16 protein-coding genes and 1 other annotated feature are annotated in these 19976 nt (G+C 33.3%); of the genes, 6 read left to right on the top strand and 10 right to left on the bottom strand.

Annotation, left to right across the window (positions count from 1 at the left end):
• Positions 1–34: 34 nt before the first annotated feature.
• Positions 35–1630, bottom strand: coding sequence for a class I SAM-dependent methyltransferase (locus tag P6940_RS00720; protein WP_277292892.1), 1596 nt, complete (start codon positions 1628–1630; stop codon positions 35–37).
• 485 nt (positions 1631–2115) lie between these two features.
• On the bottom strand, positions 2116–2835 hold the full coding sequence (locus P6940_RS00715) for an SIMPL domain-containing protein (RefSeq protein ID WP_277288286.1): 720 nt from the start codon (positions 2833–2835) through the stop codon (positions 2116–2118).
• 327 nt (positions 2836–3162) lie between these two features.
• On the opposite strand from P6940_RS00715, the gene guaC reads away from it, so the two are divergent.
• Positions 3163–4149 (top strand): GMP reductase, encoded by a 987-nt coding sequence (guaC, locus tag P6940_RS00710; protein WP_028257228.1) that lies wholly within the window; start codon positions 3163–3165, stop codon positions 4147–4149.
• A 204-nt stretch (positions 4150–4353) separates the two neighbouring features.
• Here guaC and P6940_RS00705 read toward each other — a convergent pair whose 3' ends face one another.
• On the bottom strand, positions 4354–4557 hold the full coding sequence (locus P6940_RS00705) for a hypothetical protein (RefSeq protein ID WP_156004863.1): 204 nt from the start codon (positions 4555–4557) through the stop codon (positions 4354–4356).
• A 439-nt stretch (positions 4558–4996) separates the two neighbouring features.
• On the opposite strand from P6940_RS00705, the gene P6940_RS00700 reads away from it, so the two are divergent.
• Positions 4997–5836, top strand: coding sequence for a pyridoxamine kinase (locus P6940_RS00700; protein WP_277292891.1), 840 nt, complete (start codon positions 4997–4999; stop codon positions 5834–5836).
• Positions 5837–6308: 472 nt separating this feature from the next.
• Entirely contained in the window at positions 6309–6935 is a 627-nt protein-coding gene (locus P6940_RS00695; protein ID WP_277292890.1) for a site-2 protease family protein, read from the top strand.
• 488 nt (positions 6936–7423) lie between these two features.
• Here P6940_RS00695 and P6940_RS00690 read toward each other — a convergent pair whose 3' ends face one another.
• Entirely contained in the window at positions 7424–8215 is a 792-nt protein-coding gene (locus P6940_RS00690) for an enoyl-CoA hydratase (RefSeq protein ID WP_277292889.1), read from the bottom strand.
• Positions 8216–8788: 573 nt separating this feature from the next.
• Positions 8789–9361, bottom strand: coding sequence for a beta-class carbonic anhydrase (locus P6940_RS00685; protein WP_277292888.1), 573 nt, complete (start codon positions 9359–9361; stop codon positions 8789–8791).
• A gap of 193 nt (positions 9362–9554) precedes the next feature.
• Here P6940_RS00685 and P6940_RS00680 point away from each other — a divergent pair, with 193 nt between their 5' ends.
• Entirely contained in the window at positions 9555–10667 is a 1113-nt protein-coding gene (locus P6940_RS00680) for a S1C family serine protease (protein ID WP_277292887.1), read from the top strand.
• A gap of 177 nt (positions 10668–10844) precedes the next feature.
• Here P6940_RS00680 and hemQ read toward each other — a convergent pair whose 3' ends face one another.
• From hemQ to hemE, 4 genes are all read right to left on the bottom strand, one after another.
• Complete coding sequence (gene hemQ, locus P6940_RS00675) at positions 10845–11624, bottom strand: hydrogen peroxide-dependent heme synthase (protein ID WP_277292886.1); 780 nt, start codon at positions 11622–11624, stop codon at positions 10845–10847.
• A 195-nt stretch (positions 11625–11819) separates the two neighbouring features.
• A complete protein-coding gene (hemG, locus tag P6940_RS00670; protein WP_277292885.1) occupies positions 11820–13292 on the bottom strand; it encodes a protoporphyrinogen oxidase in 1473 nt (490 codons plus the stop codon).
• A gap of 9 nt (positions 13293–13301) precedes the next feature.
• Complete coding sequence (gene hemH / locus P6940_RS00665; RefSeq protein WP_277292884.1) at positions 13302–14246, bottom strand: ferrochelatase; 945 nt, start codon at positions 14244–14246, stop codon at positions 13302–13304.
• The gene (gene hemE / locus P6940_RS00660) at positions 14246–15274 is read right to left on the bottom strand and encodes a uroporphyrinogen decarboxylase (RefSeq protein ID WP_028257237.1); all 1029 of its coding nucleotides are present in this window, start codon (positions 15272–15274) and stop codon (positions 14246–14248) included. The genes hemH and hemE overlap by 1 nt, the downstream gene beginning before the upstream one ends.
• A gap of 352 nt (positions 15275–15626) precedes the next feature.
• Here hemE and P6940_RS00655 point away from each other — a divergent pair, with 352 nt between their 5' ends.
• Positions 15627–16571: a nitronate monooxygenase gene (locus P6940_RS00655; protein ID WP_028257238.1), complete on the top strand. Its 945-nt coding sequence runs from the start codon at positions 15627–15629 to the stop codon at positions 16569–16571.
• 283 nt (positions 16572–16854) lie between these two features.
• Positions 16855–17403: a gamma carbonic anhydrase family protein gene (locus P6940_RS00650; protein ID WP_028257239.1), complete on the top strand. Its 549-nt coding sequence runs from the start codon at positions 16855–16857 to the stop codon at positions 17401–17403.
• Between the two features lie 226 nt (positions 17404–17629).
• Here P6940_RS00650 and thrS read toward each other — a convergent pair whose 3' ends face one another.
• Positions 17630–19540, bottom strand: a complete 1911-nt coding sequence (gene thrS, locus P6940_RS00645) for a threonine--tRNA ligase (protein WP_277292883.1) — start codon at positions 19538–19540, stop codon at positions 17630–17632.
• Between the two features lie 180 nt (positions 19541–19720).
• Positions 19721–19938: a binding site (T-box leader), on the bottom strand.
• Between the last annotated feature and the right edge of the window lie 38 nt (positions 19939–19976).

The following is a 19976-nucleotide window of genomic DNA, read 5'->3' as shown; positions in this document are numbered from 1 at the left end:
AAATATACCTGCAAGTTGTAAAAACAATTTATATTTATATACACCAATATCCTAATGTAGTAAATCGATTAATCAATGCTTCATAATAATTATCGGCTAACATAGCGTACGTCGAATCTTGACACGTAGTAGTCCCAAAAGAAAATCGCAAAATTTCATCTATAATTTCATGTTTTTCCCTTGAAAGGCTGAAAAATTCCATATAGTGAATATCTTCCTCACTAATGTCTCCCACTGCTTCATTATATATATTAGCGGGGTATAATTTGCCTTTACCTTCCTTCAGAACAGTAATTTTTATAAATTGAGTAAGTTTGCTTGGAATATAACTGCGATTATCTTCATATGAATGTGGAGAAATATCAGAATACATACATCGTATACCACCTTTAATACAATGTTCCACTAATAAATGTTGCCATTGCGATAGATAATTTCTATAACTATCTTGATCTGCCTCATTCGTATGAAGAACATATCTAATTGATTCTTTCACTATAGCAATAGATTGTTCAAACTGAAAACTTCTTTCCATATCATGTAACTTATTTAAGGTACTACGCATAACAGCATCTGGAATAGTATTAATAAATTCTTTATCAAACATCACTTGAAAGTGAAAGTTTGACAATATATCAGCTACCATTGCATCACTATAGTTTTCTATAGAACATAAATGAGGCGTTGTTTTTGTTGCCAATTTAGACTTGCAGAATATAGATTTTCTAAATGATGTATCCACTATAAAATCTAAGTATTGTTCTTGCTCTATACGACTATCTGGTGCCAATTTCTTCAATCGACTAGCCAATGCCTTATCATATGTGGATACTGCCGATAGCGTTAAATCTGCATCGCATAAATAGGACAAATCATATTTTGCAGCATGCTCTATAAACTGATGAAAATAAACTGGGTCATTATGAGGCTCTAAATGATCATGTCCCACATAATAGTCATCTTTTTGTATCGTTCTTTTAAGAGCCTGTAAGAATTTTTGATTTTTTTGTTTTAAATCATTGTAATTTAAAATTTCTGTACCAATGACACTAGCTATATATTTGGCATGTTGAACTTTTTTATTATGACTCCAACCTTCTAGATGTCGATTAGCAAATAGCATTAATTGGCGCACTTCTTCCATTACATGCCACCCTGGAAATGTATTATAAGAAATATAGGCAATCCCATTCTCCGCTAAGTTTTCACTACAAATTCGTAGTATATGATCCTTAACTACATCATTAACCCATGAATACATACCATGGACAATAATATAGTCGAATGTACCAAATGATTTATCGATATTAGCAATGTCCATTGCAATCAAAGAAACATTTGGAATTTCACAGGATTCAATAATCGCTTGTCCTAAATCAACTTGACTTATTGATAGTTCAACCCCTACAAATGTAGATTCTGGTTGAAATAAAGCTTGAGAAATGATATTTCCACCAAAAGTAGATCCTAATTCTAATACTCTAGCCGTTCTTGATTCTGCTGGCACTACGCCCATTAACCTAGCTCGCGTTTCTAAAAAATTTGGCGTAGTATAGGGGAACGGATAAGAAATATATCCCAACTGTTCATATACCTCTTGCTGTATATTCTTATTATTAATAGCACTCATAATTCAATTTCTTGCCTCGCTGATCAAAAGATAACTACATCTATGCGCGGTGTATAAATTTTCTCACCTAGTATCTTTCATTAATGCACAATATAGATTGCTTCTACAATACATAGAGTTATAATAGGAATATTCCTGTAAACACTATATAGAAAAGTCTCTAAAATCACTCATTATTCTACACATACTCTAGTAATCACTGTCAAACAAATAATGCATTCTATCGTAGGATAATCAATCCTAAACAAATAAAACCTCATAAGTACAATAGGCTACTGTTAAATTTTTACTATAGTCATAGATGTATCACTTACTATACCTAACAATAACAACCTATAACAGGCTTATTCATTGTTCCTATGGAAATTATTTACTCATAGTAGTTCTAATCACTATATCAAAAACTCACTATACAGAATATTCTGTATAGTGAGTATAAGTACCTTCATAAACTATCATTAAAAATGTCTAACCAGTGCTAAAAATTATTTAACTTTAAAAACCACATTAATATGTAAGTCCTCTGTATTCTCTCCATTTTCTATATCTGATGCAGAGTCCATCATATCTGACTTGGCTGCTAAATTAACTGCACGATACATGCGAGGATTATAGTTATAATTATCATCAACCACTAATGAATCCACTCCTACCACACGTGTTCCTAATGCTGCTGCAATCGCATCTGCTTTAGTACGTGCATCTTTAGCGGCCAACACTAATAATTTTTGACGTTGAGCATCTTTAGCAACTGTATTTAAGTCTAATTTACTAAGTCGTACATCACTGATACCCGCCTTAGCTGCTGCATCAATAATATAAGACGTCTTACCAATATCATTCATTGTTACATCAACTGTATTTGTCACCACATAGGTAGTTCTAAATGTGTCTGTATCCCCAATGCGATATTGTCTATCAGTAATTTCATATTTACTTGTACGAATATCTTTATCTAAAATACCTAGCGAATGCAACATATTTTTAAAATCTTCTGATACTTTATCATTATCATTCTTTGCTTCTAGCACTGTATTTCGTTCAGTTTTATTGGTAACTGATACAACAGACTGTGTCGCTCTATAGGTATCATGAGCAACTCCTTCTACTGTAATTGTTCCTACATCACTAGCCAGTGATACTGGCTGATACGCAATTGTCACTGCTAACAATCCAACTGCTGCTAATATACTTTTTTTCATCATACAATTCTCATAGTTGCATATTGCAACTATGCACTCCTTTCTCTAATTTACTTAATTCTATGTCGCTTAATGCGTTTATTCATTTACATTCATATTCTTAATAACTTATTTTAATTATAACATAACTAATCATTTAATTACATCATTAAAGAATAAAATTAATGTGTAGAAATTGTATCTATATTTTATATTTTCGAACATTTCATAGAATTATTTTCTAAACGTTCATATATAGTTGAAAAATTTTTCTATTTACAGTATAATGATACAGGTTTATTTTGAGATTTTACATAAATTCATAATACCTCAAAAGGAGATATAGTAACTATGATCAATACAACAAATATTTTTGATTATGAAGATGTCCAATTAATTCCTAATAAATGTATTGTAACAAGTCGAAGTGAATGTGATACTACGATTACTCTTGGTAATCATACCTTTCGCTTACCTGTAGTACCCGCTAATATGCAAACTATTATTGATGAAAAATTAGCGGCTAAACTAGCCGCTAATAATTACTTTTATATTATGCATCGTTTTCAGCCTAATACACGTGCTGAATTCGTCAAAAATATGCATGAACAAGGCTTGTTCGCCTCTATCAGTATTGGTGTAAAGAAAGATGAATTTACATTTGTAGAAGAGTTAAAAAATGCTAATCTAATCCCTGAATACATCACAATTGATATTGCTCATGGTCATTCTAATCAAGTTATTGATATGATTAAACATATTAAAGCTAATTTACCTACTAGCTTTATTATTGCAGGAAATGTAGGTACCCCTGAAGCGGTTCGTGAATTAGAAAACGCAGGAGCTGATGCTACAAAAGTAGGAATTGGGCCTGGTAAAGTATGTATTACTAAATTAAAAACTGGTTTTGGTACTGGTGGATGGCAATTAGCCGCTGTTCGTTGGTGTGCAAAAGCGGCAACAAAACCTATCATTGCTGATGGCGGAATTCGCGATCATGGTGATATTGCCAAATCAATTCGTTTTGGTGCTACCATGGTCATGATTGGTTCATTGTTTGCAGGTCATATTGAATCTCCTGGGAAAAATATAGATATTAATGGCATTCCTCACAAAGAATATTTTGGAAGTGCATCTGAACATCAAAAAGGCGTTCGCAAAAATGTAGAAGGGAAAAAAATATATATTCCTAGCAAAGGGTCTATTATGGATACATTGACAGAAATGGAACAAGATTTGCAATCATCTATTTCTTATGCTGGTGGTAAAACATTAAATGCTATTAAAAAAGTTGATTATGTATTAGTCAAAAACTCCATCTTTAATGGAGACCGTTAATGCTACTACTCTTCTAGTAAACACATAATGATTTCAATAAATTCTCGCACGTCTATCCAAATTGCGGTTCTATTATATATGTATATTTCTTACTAATATCGTATATACAACCAGTAAAAATACTTCTAAAAAAGCGTCTCTTAGATGTAACTCTAAGAGACGCTTTTCAATGCAATCACATATTTCCTCAAATCAGTTATTATATTATGTATCCATATGTTTATTAGCCTTGTTTTGGTCATAAATAACACTGCCTACGGCTATAGCTGCACCTACAACACTCATTACAACTCCGCTTTTACGAACTTGTTTAGATGTAACATTCGGCAAATAATTTGGAATCTTACCTACTGCATATAAACAATTGGCTACTGCTGGCACAATATATTTACTTTTTATTTCATTCACGTCCATATGTATCAAGACAATTTTATAAATAACTACCTCACTATAAGGATTAATTGTCCTGTGCCTCCTTTCCCTTATATTTATTATGCATGAATAAAAAGAATTTGTGAATAGGAAAATAAAATATATTCTATTTTATTTAGAATTTATATGTTTTACCATTTTTCTATCAATTCTATTTCTCTTTTTCTAATCTTCCCATATAATTCTCTGTCATCAACTATTATTTTTTAATTCTACTTAGTACCATACTATCCAATATATTACACATACTCTATTAGTACATTGACAAACATAGGTTTTAACACTATTATCCACTCTATATCTAGAAAAAAATTTACTTATCAATTATAATAAATACCTAACTTAATATAATAATACGATATGACTAGAATAAATACATATCTATCTATTTCAAATATTATTTAAAGGATTCTTAATGACTACATTACATACGCAACCTAATCATCAGCATATTTTATTGATTAATGATCTGCCAGGATATGGGAAAGTAGCTCTCGCGGCCATGCTACCAATTTTATCTCACATGGGATTTCATGTCTATAATTTACCTACCGCACTTATATCTAATACATTAAACTATGGGAAATTCTCCATATTAGACACAACTAGCTATATGAAAGATACCTTAGCTATATGGAAACAGTTAGACTTTTCTTTTCATGCTATTTGTACTGGTTTTATTGCATCAGAACTGCAAGCATCTATCGTATTCGACTTGTGTGCTGCCGAATCAAAAAAGGGCACCAAGATTTTTGTAGATCCCATTATGGGCGATGAAGGGCATCTATATAACGGCATGACTAACCAGACGATACAATATATGCAAAAATTAATCTCTGTAGCTGATTATATCATTCCCAACATGACAGAAGCTTTATTATTGGCAAAAAATTCTTGTCACACCAAAAGCTTATCTAAAAAAGAAAGTATTACTCTCATCAATACACTTAGAACAATGGGCGCTAAATCAATTGTTATTACGAGTGCCAAAGTAGAGGATATTGATTGCGTCATTGGCTATGACAATACTACTAATACCTATTTTAATATTTCATATACGCCTATTCCTATGCGTTTTTCTGGAACAGGTGATATTTTTTCATCAATTTTTACAGCACATATATTACGTAATAAATCTGTAGCAGATAGTGCCAAAATAGCCATGGATTTAGTAAAAGAAATGATTGTACTAAGTCAAAAATCTAAAAATGCATATAAAGGATTACCTTTAGAACTATATTTATCATTATTATAATCTCATCTCTATATGACATCTTCAATGGAACTATAGATGAATCCTCTAATTATTAGGCGAATTACAATAAAATATCAACCCTTTATAAGTCTTACGCACTCATATTATTAAATCTAGCTAGCTTATTTTCTGTCTATCCTGTAAAAGTAATAATTCCTATGATTTGTCTACTATCACGCATTCTTTTATATCGTTCTACTTATGAAATAAATGTAGTGAAACATCTATACTCTATTCCAATACTATAATTAGAATGTTACTAATTACTATAAGGGACCGTTTGAAAGCTAATCTTTAAATATCTATTATAATTATTCACTATAAAAATATAATTCGGCACCAAAAACACCTACAATTAAAATGTAAAATGATTTCATATAGTAAGTAAACCTGTTAAGATATATAAGAATTGAATACATTACTACAATCATGCTACAATAAAAAAGATATTACATGTAATAAGGAGTTTCTTATGTTTGATATAAATCCAATTCATATTATTGCTTCATTACCAGCCATTATTATTGCCATGGTATTTCATGAATATGCCCATGCACGTATGGCGGACACATTAGGTGATAAAACACCTTATAATATGGGACGTCTCACTCTAAATCCAATGGCACATATGGATTTTTTAGGTTTATTTATGCTTATCATTGCTCGGTTTGGCTGGGCAAAACCAGTGCTAATTAATCCTATGAATTTTAAGCATCCTCGACGTGATGATATCATAGTATCCTTAGCTGGGCCCCTAGCTAACTTATTAATTGCCTTTATTTTTACTGGTCTCTATATACTATATAATCATTGGCAGCCTATGTCTTATGGATTACAATTAGTCGTATCCTACATAGTACTATATAATATTAATTTTGCTATTTTCAATATGATTCCTCTACCTCCACTTGATGGATCTCACATAGTAGCAAATTTACTACCTGATACTATGTCTAGTATCTACCAAAAAATTGCCCCTTTTAGTTTTGTTATATTAATAGGATTGCTCTATACACCTATATTAGCTATGATTCTAATTCCACTACAACGATTTTTCTTGACTATATTTAATGGTTTTTTTGCCCTATTTTTACTATAATCATTAAAATGATAGACAATAATTAACTATCTCTCATAAAAATCCCCCCTTCACTGCTCATCCAGTAAAGGGGAGATTTATCAATCTGTTGATGTTATAAACTTTTATATGCATAAAATAAAACGGTTACTTTCCATGTAAGCATATCAAATTCTATAAGATATGTAACTATATAAACATGAGTCCGTACCTACAAATCTATGAAATTGTGCATATACCTATAAATAAAATACTCAGTATAGATACTATGGACAAATAAAAAATATGACCTCAACTAATTATACTAAAATATAATACACATATATAAACGTTAACACATAGACAAATTCATTGCTCCATAATTCGATAAAATAGCGAAGTATACACTCTATAAGCAAGAAAACAGTTCATAATAATCGAATTAGTATTCAATTAGTCAAAATTCTTTTTAATACTATCATAAAAAAGATTCTTATAAAATCATACCTACTCTATAAGTCGTTATAATCTTATTTTCCTGTAAAGTTAGGTCTCCGTCGCTCAGCAAAAGCTCGTACACCTTCTGCAAAATCATCGGTTTGTCCTAAATTACTTTGCAAGGCTACTTCTAATTTGACATATTCATCCCAACCACTAAATACGCTAGCCCAGACCATTTCTTTCATGGCTTTAAAAGAAAGCTCTGGCCCCTTTGCTAAACGTTTAACTAAACGGTCAACCTGTTTATCCAATACCTCTGGTTCACACACCTTATAGACAAAACCATACTCTTTTCCACGCTCTGCTGTAACCGCTTCTCCAGTCATTGCTAATTGAATTGCACGATTCATGCCAATTGATCTAGTTAATAAGTACATTCCACCTGCGTCAGGTGCCAAGCCTACATTAACAAAGGCTTGAATAAAACGACTTTCCGTAGAGGCTATACAGATATCTGCAGCCAGCACCATATTAAAAGCAGCTCCCGCCACAGCACCATTTGTCACCATAACAACTGGCTTTGGCAACTTTTTCATAGCAAAAGAAATCTGCATAACCAATTCAGCGATTTCTACTAATGACTCTTGATCATTTTCTTCCACAGCACGTTTCATTTCAATTAAGTCGCCACCAACAGAAAATACTTTCCCATTCGCTTTAATCACCAATACATGAACACTGTCATCCATTTTAATCCGTTCAATAGCATCTAATATTTCTTTACACATAGGAACATTAAACCCATTGTTTACCTCAGGTCTATTAAATATCAACGTAGCTACTCTATCAGTTACCTCATATATAATTGTTGTATATTCCAATTGATACTCCATTCTTTATATCATACATAATAACACTATTCTATACTGAAAATATCATACCCTAACTTTCAGAGTATAAAATAAAACTATTCTTCAACACTAACTATACCTATGCTACTACTTCATGTCTGCCATACAAGCATAAAGTATAGTAGCAAGTATAGTAATATCGAGATTTATGTATTTATTATATCGAATTTTATAAAAAAGGTAAATATAGCCTATATGAAAGAACTATGAATATGCAATATATACTTCTATGTATAAGGTTTTAACAATTTATACTATAATAACTCCTATTAATTCAACTCTATCAGACAATGCCTAGAGACCCTAATGACCCTATACGAATTCCTTTCTGAATACTAAATAAAAGAGCGTATGATCGCTAGATTTTTTTACTTACAAACTGTGTAATAATTATATAAGAAGATGTAATTGTTTATCTACATTATAATAAGAAACTACAACCATCATTCTAATAGTAATTTGTATACTTTCACACAAGAAAACACTCAAATAATTCACTAGCTAACTTTCCAATCGCCACGTATCTTAAAAGATCAATAACGTCTACTTTATACTCTTATAGCCATCAACAATTGAAATAATTTCACCAGTTCTCGGATGAAACATAAGCCCATGCACTACTACATCATGAGGAATAAGTGGATTCATTTGCAACGCTTCTACTGTTTCTACTACATTTTCCTCAGGATGTTGAAAACCATCTGCCCAATGTTCTAGCTCATGCTGTATCATATGAATTACTTCCTGTTTAATACCACGAGCCAACATTTTTTCTGTTAAATTTTTAGAAGTAGTCTTAGCCATACCACATTCATGATGACCAATAACTAAAATTTCTTTCACACCTAATTCATAGATACATACTAGTAAACTGCGAACAACAGGATCAAATGGTCCACTAATGCAATTTCCTGCCACTTTAACTACTTTTGCTTCTCCTCTACCAATATTCATAGCATCTTCTAAAAAATTAACAAGCCGTGTATCCATACATGTTAAAATAGCAAGCTCTTTACTTGGCAATTTACTAGACTTTGTATCATGTATATCATAATCAATTTCTTTAGTAGCAATAAAATGCTTATTAAACTTTAAAATTTCATCAACAAGACTCATAGTATCTCCTTATTTATACAGAACAAAGTATAATGTATAATGCATATAAATATATAGTATTGCATTCCGTACTATATTGTAACACACGTTTCACCATAAAAAATAATATGATATGCTAGAGAAAGGGATTAAAATTTTTCATAGATAGTTCATATAGTGACCATATACTACAAAGAAAAGGAGGTTATTAACCTTGAATAACAATTATTTGTGTCATAAAAAATATATTATTGTATGTGTAATTATACTCATACTCATCATTGGTGGTTTACTTGGGTATATCATAGGATGTAAGTATTCAACCTCTATTGCAACTGACACACATACAAACAATTTGTCATCTCATACAGCACCACTAAGTAATGGAAGAAATACCTATGTAGTACAAGCCGTAAAAAAAGCAAGTCCTTCTGTAGTAGGTATTACTACCCAAATATCCCAGCGAGATATTTTTAACCGCTCTGTAGTAGTTGGAGAAGGTGTCGGTTCTGGTGTCATTTATAATCACGATGGTTATATTATTACAAATAATCATGTAATCGAAGGCGCTACTAATCACGAAGTGACAGTAACCTTATCAAATGGCTCCTCAGTCACTGGTACCGTCATAGGTTCCGATGAAGAAACTGATTTAGCAGTCGTTAAAATCGATACATCTCAAGATGTATCCCCTATTGAATTGGGTAATTCAGAAGCATTGCAGGTAGGAGAGCCAGCTATTGCCATAGGAAACCCTTTGGGACTTGAATTTCAAGGTTCTGTTACTACAGGTGTTATCAGCGCCGTGCAACGCACGATTGATGCTCAAGGGCAACGTTTCCCTCTAATTCAAACAGATGCGGCTATCAATCCTGGAAACTCAGGTGGTGCTTTAATCAATGCTGATGGCCAACTCATTGGCATTAATAGCTCCAAAATTGCTAAAACAGGTATAGAAGGTATGGGATTCGCCATTCCTATTAATCAAGCAAAAAAAATTGTGGATGAAATTATTGCTCACGGGAAGGTGATTCGTCCCTATTTAGGATTATGGGCTATTGATAAAGAAACAGCTAAGCAATATAATATCCCATTTAATGATGATGGTTTATTAATTGCTAAACTAGATACAACTGGTCCTGCAGCAAAAGCTGGTCTTCGACCTGGAGATATTATTATTAACGTAGATAATAAAGCTATTCTAAATCTAATAGATTTAAAAGGTATATTAGATAGTCACATGCCAGGAGATACACTTTCTATACAATTTAAGCGTGATCATATAAGCTCTACCATTAACGTGACAATCGACGAGCTAACTAAATAACTATAATAATAAAAGTTCATGACTACAATAATTAGTCATGAACTTTTATTATATAATGTAATATACACCTATAAACTAATAGAAATATATTCTATCTTGACCTATAATCTATACCTATCTCTATAAGATACTACAAGTCTTACTAAGTATATTAATAGTAAATCTATATATCTATCGTTACTTAAACATTTCATCTAATGCAGCATCATCTAACAAGGATCCTACAGTAAATGGACCAAAAATGCCAAATCTAGCACTCACTTCATCAAAGCGCATTTCATAAACAATTTTTTTAAATTGTAAACTATCATCACACATTAATGTGATTCCCCATTCCCAGTCATCAAGACCAACTGCACTCGTAGTAAATTCACTTAATTCTGGTTCATAAGTCCGACCAATTCTTCCATGAGAACGCATTAAACGAGCACGCTCTGCTTTATCTGTCATAAACCAGTTATCTTGTCCATCGCGTTTTTTCTTCATTGGATAGAAACAGATATACTGTTTGCGAGGAATATCTGGATATAATTTAGCTTGAATGAGGGGATCATTGATATCATAATTACGATAATTACTTTGTTCAATAACTGATACAAAGGAGCTACCTTTTTCAAAGACACTAAAAATTTTTAATTTTTTTAATTGTGTTTCTATGCGGTTCAAATCTTTAATGGTCGGTTGTAAAAACCAAAACATTATATCGCCTTTTTGTCCTGTTACATGATACATGGCGTAACTGCTTGTATGAGCTTTATATCCTACTTCTTGTTCCGCAATAAATGCTTTTAATTCCGCCAACATGTCTGCTTGCGCTGCAGGTGTTATAGCCTGCCATTTCTGAAAATCTACGCCATACACAGTATGTAAACTATACCATCCCTCAAAGGTTTCTACAGCATTAGATGCAGTAATTTCTGTTTCTACATTCTGAACATGTGTCTGTGCTGTTTTCATAATAACGCCTCCTATAATAATTCTATGTAAGATTAAAATAATCTAAACTATAGTACAAAATCATATGACTATTTTATAATTCTACCATAAAACTATTAATCTAATATACTGTTAATTATATTGACTATATAATGATATCTACTATACTATCAAAAGTCATATCCTATGCTAGCGTATATAGCACCACTAAATAACCTATAAAGAAGTTGATATCTTATCTACCAATTCTCTTGCCTGCTTTACCCCATCAGGCATTCCTATGCCATCAAAAGGTGTTCCAATTAAATATAAATCCGGATATGTACGATCTACATGTGTTTGTATGCGATGTACCAATTCTCTATGTCCTACCACATACTGCGGCATACTATCAATAAGTTGCATCACTTCAATCCACAATGGTTCTGCAGTAAACCCCATAATGCGACGAATTTCTGTAAGAGCTAATTGTCCTAATTCATGTTTTGATAAATTTTGTACCGTAGCATCACCTGGTTTTCCCAAAAACACTCGCAATACAACTTTATCATCTGGTGCTGTTTGAGGCCATTTTTTTGTTATATATGTACAAGCTGTCAATGGTGTTTTAGTTTTCCGTGTAATAACAAATCCCGTTCCATCTAAAGGAATATCAAAATCGTTAGCATTAAATGCCATCACTGCAATCGCACAAGATGACTGCGCCATACTAGACAATTCATCAAAAGCTCGATCATCATTAAACCAATGCTTGTAGGCCTGTGGTGGCGTAGTAATAATTAGAGAATCCACTTCAATGTTTTTATCCATAATATCTGCCTTAGCATCTGATACGTTCATTGTCGATTGATTATCTTCAGTATTGGTTACAGTCGAATTATATGTACGAACCACCATATGGTATGTATTTTGAGTTGTTCGAGCAATAGACATAATCTCCTGTGACTGATGCAATGTTACATTCTTAGGCATTTTATGTATCAAGGCATCAATGATAGAGATAAGTCCGCCCGTTACTTGCCGAAACATACCTTTAGTACCATGTTTCTTATCAGATGCAGATACTTCAGATTGTCTTCTCTTCAACGCAAGCATGCCCTTTATCATATTACCATATTTTTTTTCTAACTGATGAAAATTAGGAAATGTAGCATCTAAACTAAGTGAATAAATATCCCCCCCATAAATGCCTGAAAGCAATGGCTCAATTAATTTATCTACCATTTCTTGTCCTAAATGATACTGAAAAAAATGTCCTATCGATATATCACCCTCAACAGGATAGGGGGCCTTAAAAATATCCATTCCGGCTCTTACTTTACCTCTCCAAGAAATTAATGGTGATATGGCAAAAGGAACAAATTCTGTAGGTATACCTACAATGGATCCACCTGGAATTGGATACATTCTATCCCTATCATAAATATAAGCTTGCCCCGTTGCATTACTAACAATCGTATGACCCAATCCTAATTCTTGAATCAACTCAGTTAATTCAGTTTTACGAGCTAAATATGAATCTGGTCCTGTTTCTACTACATACCCATCAACACGTTTAGTTTGTATTTTACCGCCAAAATGATCTTCTTTCTCATATAGATCAATATGCCATAATGGTTGCGCTTGTGCTAAATAATAGGCTGTGCTTAAACCAGTTAAACCGCCCCCAATGATTGCCACTCGTTTCATTACTATCTCCTACTTATCCTTCCTATCTCCCATTGCTTTATATACAGCATTCGTCATAGCTTCTACTGCATATGTATTAGTATTAGGCATTATCGGGCGTAAATATATCATATCATGTAATTCACAAAAATTTTTACACTCTATATCATTATCATATAACACTTCTAAATGTTCTGTAATAAATCCTACAGGGATGATTACAGCTATTTTATATCCCTCGGTATATACACGTTGCAATACTTCACTTATAGTAGGTTGTAACCATGTACCTCTAGTACCTGCGCTTTGCCAAGCTTGATACACTGCCGACTTAGGTATATCAATGGTTACTAGTATTTGACTAATCAAATCAGATATTTGTTGTGTATATGCATCACCTGCATCTACTACCATCTGTGGCATACTATGAGCGGTAAAAATAAACGCAATCTCATGTATACGTTCTAATCCATTGACCTGTAAAACATCCATAATTCGTTGAGCCCAGCACAATGCTAATTTTCCATCATCATACCAATTACTTACCATCGTAACCGGTATATGATACTGCTCAGATACATCTGAAATCATCTTGGCATACGGCAAACGTGTTGCTGGTGTATCAAAGGGCGTGCCTGGTAATCCTATTACCTTAGTAATGCCTGCGTCTTTCATAGCATGAAAAGTTTCATACATATATGGTTTAGCATATAAGCATCCTAGATAATATGGCATTTCTATACTAAAACGACTATATATCATATCAGCTACAGCGCAAACTTGTTCTTCATTGTGTGTCAATAATGGAGATTTCTTAATAGCCGCATACCGTTTCTGTAATACATTTACTTCTACCTCTGACGGTTCTCGTCCACCTCGAATGCGTGTATAAAAATCTTTAATATCGCTCTGAGTTTCTGGCGACCCATATGTCATAAACAATAGGCCCCATCGTTCTTTTACTATAGTTTCCATTATACTTGCGAGGCCTCATGCACATAAGCAACCACACGCTTAATTACATCTGGATTTGTATCAGGTAAAATTCCGTGTCCTAAATTAAAAATATGTCTACCATGTAACTTGCCATGCATTAAAATTCGATCAATTTCAGCTTTTAAAATGGACCACTCACTAAACAAATATAAAGGGTCTAAATTTCCCTGAATCGTCTGTTGAATGCCCATATGCTTAGCTAATTGCCATGAACAACGCCAATCAATACCAATTACATCAATCGGCAACTCTTTCCATACTGGTAACAAATGAGTCGTTCCTACACCGAATATAGTGATTGGCACATGAGGGTATTGACGATGCAAGGCATCTATCAATCGACACATATGAGGGAATATACGATAATGATATACTTCTGTGCCTACAATGCCAATCCATGAATCAAAAATCTGAATCGCATTAGCTCCAGATTTTATTTGATATAATAAATAATCAATACTCATATCTGTTAATTTAGTCATTAAATAATCCCATAATTCTGGTTCACCTAATAACATTTGTCGTGTTTTAATATAATTTTTAGAGGGTCCTCCTTCTATCATATAGCTAGCTAATGTAAAAGGAGCACCACAAAAGCCAATTAAAGGAACTGTTAATTGTTCTTGTGTCAATAGCCGAATTGTTTCCCCCATAAATGGCAACTCTTCTGCCATGTCAAATCCACGCAACTGGTCGATATCATGCCGTGTTCGAATGGGATTAGCAATCACTGGTCCTATGCCGGATTGAATCTCTACATCAACCCCCATCGGTAATAATGGCGTCATAATATCATTATATAAAATGGCTGCATCTACATCATATTCATCAACAGGTAACTTAGTAACGTAAGCACATAATTCTGGTTCTCGAACAATATCAAATAGAGTGCGACCATTCTTAATTTCTCTATACTTTACTTGACTACGACCAGCTTGGCGCATAAACCAAACTGGCGTATGCGCAGTCGATTCACCTGAAATCATTTGTAAGTAAGTTCTATTCATTGTATTCTTTCCTTTATATTACACCTTCGCACTCTTTTCTTTACATATTTTAAATTATACCACAAAGATATACTTTCCGTATCAAATTTCTACAATTTATCTATTAAGTTCTCTCTAATAAAAGCTATTCATACAACTTGCTCTTCTCCTTACTCATCAAGCATATATAGGATGATACCCTAGATATAATGATACGTTTCTAAAAAATTATTATCACTTCTTCTTCATTATTTATAAATTATAATTAATAATTATTTTCAAAATTAAATCTATCTAATTATGCTATCCTGCTATATAATAAGAGAGTATAGATGTAAAGATAATTATCATATACTATATCGTAGGAGGTATTATGAACACAAAATTAACAGAATTATTACATATTAAATATCCTATTATTCAAGGTGCTATGGCTTGGACTTCTGAACATAAATTAGCTGCTGCAGTGGCAAATGCTGGTGCTACTGGTGTTATTGCTTGTGGCGGGCGTTCTACTGAATGGGTTCGTGAAGAAATACAACAATGTAAAGCTCTAACGGATAAGCCATTTGGTGTAAATATTATGTTAATGGCTCCTAATAAAGATGAAATTTTACAAGTAATTCTAGAGGAAAAGCCTGCTTTTGTAACACTTGGTGCGGGCAATCCAGTGCCTTATATTAAGCCCTTACAAGAAGCAGGCATTAAAGTTATTCCTGTTATTCCTAATGTTAAGTTGGCGAAACGTGTCGCTGATGCAGGAGCTGATGCTATTATTATTGAGGGCCAAGAAGCTGGCGGTCATATCGGTACACAAGGGACAATGCCATTAATGGAAAATATACTTCCTGAAGTATCGATTCCTGTAATCGTTGCTGGTGGTATCGTAGATGGAAGAGGACTAGCCGCTGCTTTAACAATGGGTGCTGAAGGCGTGCAAATGGGATCTCGTTTTATTCTAGCCGAAGAATGCACCATGCATCTAAATTGCAAAAATGCTATTATCCGTGCCACTGATACCGATAGCATCGTAACTGGTCTCACATCTGGCCATGGTGGTGTACGCAGTTTAAAGAATGAATTTACAGAAAAATACCTAGCCGCTGAGTTTAGTAAAACAGTCACCAGAGAAGAATTGACTAACATGTCTAAAGGGACTAATAAATTAGCCGCTATTGATGGTGATATTGTCAATGGAGCTGTTCAATGTGGTCAAGGTTTAAATCGTCTAACTAAAATAGAGCCTGCTAAAACGATTGTTGACTCTATTATAGCTGAAGCAGTGGAAGCAATTACCGCTGCTCAACGATTTATTTAATAGAATTTTCTATATAAAAACAGTACTATATTATACACGTAGTAATTTCATAATATATACCTATCTAGCTTTATAATGAATAGAACCTATACAAGTGATGCTAAGCATAGTGTCTAATAAAATTAGTTATAAAAAGTCTACACTATGTACCACCCTATCTTTCTCGTATATCTTCTTAATTAAACGAATAAATAGCACTGAATACAACATGCATAATCGCTATTACTAACTATATAATTATAAAGCTAGCTAGAAAACTATGAATTATTATAAAGGAGATTATATGTTACCATTTCAAGGAAAATATCCAAAATTAGATCCTAAGAGTTGTGTTATGCCGGGAGCAGAATTAGCCGGTGACGTAGAGTTGAAAGAATTTGCCTCTGTATGGCAGAATGTTGCCATTCGTGGTGATGTAAATAAAGTAGTAATTGGTCGTTATTCTAATGTACAAGATAATTCTGTATTACACGTTGATAGTGACAAGCCATGTATTCTAGGTGACTATGTGACTGTTGGACATGGTGCCATTGTTCATGCTAGTGTAATTGAAAATGATGTACTAATCGGAATGGGTGCCATTGTACTAAGTGGTTGTCATGTCGGCTCTGGTTCTATTATTGCTGCTGGCACTGTTGTCAAAGAAGGAACTATTATACCTCCAAACTCACTCGTTGTAGGGCTTCCATCTCGTATTGCTCGCACCGATGCAACAATGATTAAAAAGATACATAATCAAGCATTAAAATATAAAGAATTATGGACTGTAGAATACGGTTTATTACCCGATTGTGGTGGCGAAACATTTGATCCAAATCAAGAAATTGTATAAACTGATTTTATAACCTATAAAAGATATAGCATATCTACAATTCACAATTAGAAAAGTAAATCTGTTATAAATAAATCCCCCAACACTAATTTGTGTTGGGGGATTTATTGTGATACCTATAATTTCAGTATTAGTAGATAGTAACACCTATATCGCTATGTATGAACTATGTGTTTAATAGCATTCATATTTCTCATTGCAATGTCATTTAAATATATTTATAAATTTAACGACGTTCTTTAATTTCTTTCTGTAAATCGGCCATAAATGCTTTCCAGTCCATAGCTCCGATTTCGCCTTCTCCACGTTTACGAATCGATACAGTACCATCAGCCATTTCTTTATCACCTACAACTAACATATATGGAACTTTCTCCATTTGTGCTTGTCGAATTTTATAGCCAATTTTTTCATTCCGCACATCAGCTTCTACGCGAATATATTCAGCAGTCATAGCTTTTGCAATATTCTTAGCATACTCTGCTTGATGTTCACTAATAGCCATTATTTTTACTTGTACAGGCGCCATCCAAGTTGGGAATGCTCCAGCAAAGTGTTCTGTTAAAATACCAATAAACCGTTCTAGTGACCCAAAGCAAGCACGATGAATCATAACTGGTTGATGTTTTTGCCCATCTTCACCAATATATTCCATATTGAATCGTTCTGGTAAATTCATATCTAATTGAATCGTACCACATTGCCATGTACGACCAATTGAGTCTTCAATATGGTAATCTAATTTAGGTCCATAGAAAGCACCATCACCTTCATTAATAACATAAGAAATGCCCTTCGCTTCAATAGCTTCTCGTAACGCCTCTGTAGCTGCATCCCATATAGCATCATCACCCATAGCATTTTCCGGTTTTGTTGATAATTCTACATGATATTTTAATCCGAATTGACTATATGTACGATCAAATAGTTCAATAACTTTCATCAATTCTTCTTTCATCTGAGATGGTAACATAAATACATGGGCATCATCTTGTGTAAATGAACGTACGCGGAATAAACCATGTAATGCACCGCTTAATTCATGACGATGAACTAATCCTAACTCTGCCATACGAATTGGTAAATCGCGATATGAATGAGGTTCATTTTTATATACTAATATGCCCCCAGGACAATTCATTGGCTTAATCGCATATTCTTCACCATCAATTTGTGTGGTATACATGTTTTCTCGATAGTGGAACCAATGACCTGATGTTTCCCAAAGTTGACGGTTCAATATAATAGGAGTACGTATTTCTACATATTCAAATTCATGATGTAGCTCACGCCAAAAAGCTTCTAATTCATTACGAAGTGCCATGCCTTTTGGTAAAAAGAATGGAAATCCTGGGCCCTCTTCTTTGATAACAAACAGCCCTAACTCTTTACCTAGTTTTCTGTGGTCACGTTTAGCCGCTTCTTCTAACATCGCCAAATATTGATCTAAATCATCCTGCTTTTCAAACGCAGTTCCATAAATGCGTTGTAGCATTTTATTTTTTTCATCTCCACGCCAGTATGCACCTGCAATACTTTGTAATTTAAAAGCCTTTACCTTTCCTGTAGATGCTACATGTGGGCCCGCGCAAAGATCAATAAAATCGCCCATAGCATATACTGAAATCTCTTCGTCTTCTGGTAAATCTCTAATTAATTCCACTTTATAATCTTCATTTTTATCTGCAAAGAATTCTAATGCTTCCTTACGAGACATAATTTGTTTTACTAAAGGATGATTTTCTTTAACGATTTTTTTCATTTCTTTTTCAATAGTCGTTAAATCTTCTGGTGTCAATACATGATCCATATCTATATCATAGTAAAATCCTTTTTCTATCGATGGACCAATGGCTAATTTAGCCTCTGGCCATAGTCGTTTAATCGCATCTGCTAAAACATGTGATGCCGTATGACGAAGTGTATCTTTACCACCTTGTTCTTCAAATGTCAAAAATTTAACATGACTACCATCTTCTATCTTTTCACGAAGGTCAATCGTTACTCCATCAACATCTGCAGCTAACACTTTTTTGGCTAAGCTATTAGATAATTGTTTTACTGCCTCTCCATACGTAGTACCTTCTGCATAACTTTTTTCGCTACCATCTGGTAAAATAATTTTTACATCTTTCATCTTACTTCCTCCTTATATTTTATAATAGTAAAACATATTATAAAATAGTATCTAATTTACTATATACTGCTCTTACAGATACATTGTCATATAGCTATGAATCAGTCTCACAAAGGTAATGAACTACGATACATACTATAGTAATTTTCTACAATAAAAAAAGACCTTCTCTTCCCTCTCACAAGGGACGAAGATCTATATCCGCGGTTCCACCCTAGTTAGTCTATTACCTGACTCACTTCTTAGAAAATAACGCTTCTTAGCGGATATACTTACTGCTTTCGGTTCCGTATATCAGTTTGAAGGGAGTAATTCTATAATATGTGTAAAGCCTTCCAGCAAACGGCTTCTCTCTAGAACACAAAATTACACAATCATGTCCTTCGCATTACTTTTAATAATATAATTTATGATAATATATACATGTAAATATGTC

Origin of the sequence: Veillonella montpellierensis, from assembly GCF_947090115.1 — a bacterium.
Lineage (GTDB): Bacteria > Bacillota > Negativicutes > Veillonellales > Veillonellaceae > Veillonella > Veillonella montpellierensis.
The sequence above is the reverse complement of the archived record's forward strand: the minus strand, read 5'-3'. Positions and strand labels throughout refer to the sequence as shown.

Excerpts from the sequence above, each read along its gene's own strand:
- hemQ (WP_277292886.1), bottom strand. The coding sequence starts at position 11,624 with ATGAAAACAGCACAGACACATGTTCAGAATGTAGAAACAGAAATTACT.
- P6940_RS00685 (WP_277292888.1), bottom strand. The coding sequence starts at position 9,361 with ATGAGTCTTGTTGATGAAATTTTAAAGTTTAATAAGCATTTTATTGCT.
- hemG (WP_277292885.1), bottom strand. The coding sequence starts at position 13,292 with ATGAAACGAGTGGCAATCATTGGGGGCGGTTTAACTGGTTTAAGCACA.
- P6940_RS00700 (WP_277292891.1), top strand. The coding sequence starts at position 4,997 with ATGACTACATTACATACGCAACCTAATCATCAGCATATTTTATTGATT.
- P6940_RS00715 (WP_277288286.1), bottom strand. The coding sequence starts at position 2,835 with ATGATGAAAAAAAGTATATTAGCAGCAGTTGGATTGTTAGCAGTGACA.
- hemH (WP_277292884.1), bottom strand. The coding sequence starts at position 14,246 with ATGGAAACTATAGTAAAAGAACGATGGGGCCTATTGTTTATGACATAT.
- P6940_RS00720 (WP_277292892.1), bottom strand. The coding sequence starts at position 1,630 with ATGAGTGCTATTAATAATAAGAATATACAGCAAGAGGTATATGAACAG.
- P6940_RS00650 (WP_028257239.1), top strand. The coding sequence starts at position 16,855 with ATGTTACCATTTCAAGGAAAATATCCAAAATTAGATCCTAAGAGTTGT.
- thrS (WP_277292883.1), bottom strand. The coding sequence starts at position 19,540 with ATGAAAGATGTAAAAATTATTTTACCAGATGGTAGCGAAAAAAGTTAT.
- P6940_RS00655 (WP_028257238.1), top strand. The coding sequence starts at position 15,627 with ATGAACACAAAATTAACAGAATTATTACATATTAAATATCCTATTATT.
- guaC (WP_028257228.1), top strand. The coding sequence starts at position 3,163 with ATGATCAATACAACAAATATTTTTGATTATGAAGATGTCCAATTAATT.
- P6940_RS00695 (WP_277292890.1), top strand. The coding sequence starts at position 6,309 with ATGTTTGATATAAATCCAATTCATATTATTGCTTCATTACCAGCCATT.
- hemE (WP_028257237.1), bottom strand. The coding sequence starts at position 15,274 with ATGAATAGAACTTACTTACAAATGATTTCAGGTGAATCGACTGCGCAT.